Annotated in this window: 1 protein-coding gene; it reads right to left on the reverse strand. The window is 50.5% G+C overall.

Annotated elements, in window-relative coordinates:
- Window positions 1–74: 74 nt before the first annotated feature.
- Window positions 75–1,726: type I restriction-modification system subunit M (locus QV04_RS11100; RefSeq protein WP_082985609.1), on the reverse strand; the 1,652-nt coding region annotated here is incomplete at its 5' end.

Consider the following 1,726-nt stretch of genomic DNA (forward strand, 5'->3'; position numbering starts at 1 on the left):
CACTACACTTTACCGTAAGATAAAGGGCAATATTCCCGAATAGTTGTTTCGATCCATTCCATTATTATTTTCTCCTAAATCCCCAAACTCTTCCTAATTTCTTCTTCCAACGCTCGCCCTTGTGCAAACTGTTCATTTAAAAGTGCGGTGAGTTTTTGCATTTTTTCGGCGAAGGGTATGCCGTCGTCTTGTTGTTCTGCTGTGCCGACATAACGCCCTGGGGTGAGGACAAAGTCGTTTTGGCGGATTTCTTCAAGGTTGGCGGTGTAGCAGTAGCCTGCTTGGTTTTGGTAGCTCTGATCCTTTTGCCAAGCGTGGTAGGTGTTGGCGATGTGGGCGATGTCTTCGGCGGTGAAGTCGCGTAAGGTGCGGTCTTTCATATAGCCGATTTCGCGGGCATCGATAAACAGCATTTCGCCTTTGCGGGCTTTGGCTTTGTTTAGCAACCAAATGCAGGCGGGGATTTGGGTGTTGGTGAACAGTTGCCCCGGTAAGGCGACCATAGCTTCGATAAGGTCGGCTTCGATGAGTTTTTGGCGGATTTCGCCCTCGCCGCTGGTTTGGCTGCTCATTGAGCCGTTGGCGAGCAGCAATGCCATTCGCCCTTTGGGGCTGAGGTGGTAGAGCATATGTTGTAGCCAAGCGAAGTTGGCGTTGCCTTGTGGTGGTGTGCCGTATTGCCAGCGTGGGTCGTTTTGTAGGGCTTCGCTCCACCAGTCGCTCATATTGAAAGGTGGGTTTGCCATCACAAAATCCATTTTTTTGTCGAGGTGTTGTGGGTTGAGGAAGCTGTCGGCGTTGCCTTTGCCGAAGTCAAATTCGATGCCGCGAATCGCCATATTCATTGCGGCGAGTTTCCAGGTGGTGGGGTTGAATTCTTGCCCGTAAATGGAGACGTTGTTGATGTTGCCTTGATGGGCGGCGATGAATTTTTCCGTTTGCACAAAGAAGCCGCCTGAACCCATTGCGGGGTCGTAAATTCGCCCTTGATAGGGTTCGAGCATTTCGACAATGAGGCTAACGATGGATTTTGGGGTGAAATATTGCCCGCCTTTTTTGCCTTCGGCGAGGGCAAATTGCCCGAGGAAGTATTCGTAAACGTGCCCTAAAATGTCTTTCGCTGCCATTGAGATGGGCTGCCCGTTGAGGGTAGGCCGGCTGAAATTCGTATCCGAAAAGAGATTGACTAAGCCGATGAGGGTTTGTTCTTCCACATCAAAGCCTGAGATGCGTTGAATGATGCCTTTGAGTTTGGGGTTTTCTTTTTCGATGGCGGTGAATGCGTCATCAATCAGGCTGGCAACGCCGCGGAATGTGCCGCCCCAAGGCAGTTCCGAGCCTTTGTTGAGTATGGCAACGTTTTTGATGTTTTCCCAACGGGCTTGCTCTGGCACCCAAAAGATGTTTTCGGCGGTGTAGTTGTCTTGCAGTTCCATTTCGCTGTGGAGCAAGGCTTGGTAGTCTTCGGGGGAATAGTCGTTGGGGTCAAGATAAAGGGGATTTTCGGGATCTTGCAACTGGGCTTGGAGCTTTTCACGAAAGGTAGTGAAGCTGTCGGAGATGTATTTTAAGAAGATAAAACCGAGAACGATGTGCTTGTAGTTGGCAGCGTCTAGCTGGTTTCTGAGCTTATCCGCTGCTGCCCATAAACGGGCATCTAAATCGTTTAAAAACGCTTGCTGTTGTGCGAGGCTGGCACTACAATCCTGCTGGCTGGCTGGCTGGC

It is taken from the genome of Gallibacterium genomosp. 1 (genome assembly GCF_001678575.1).
Lineage (GTDB): Bacteria > Pseudomonadota > Gammaproteobacteria > Enterobacterales > Pasteurellaceae > Gallibacterium.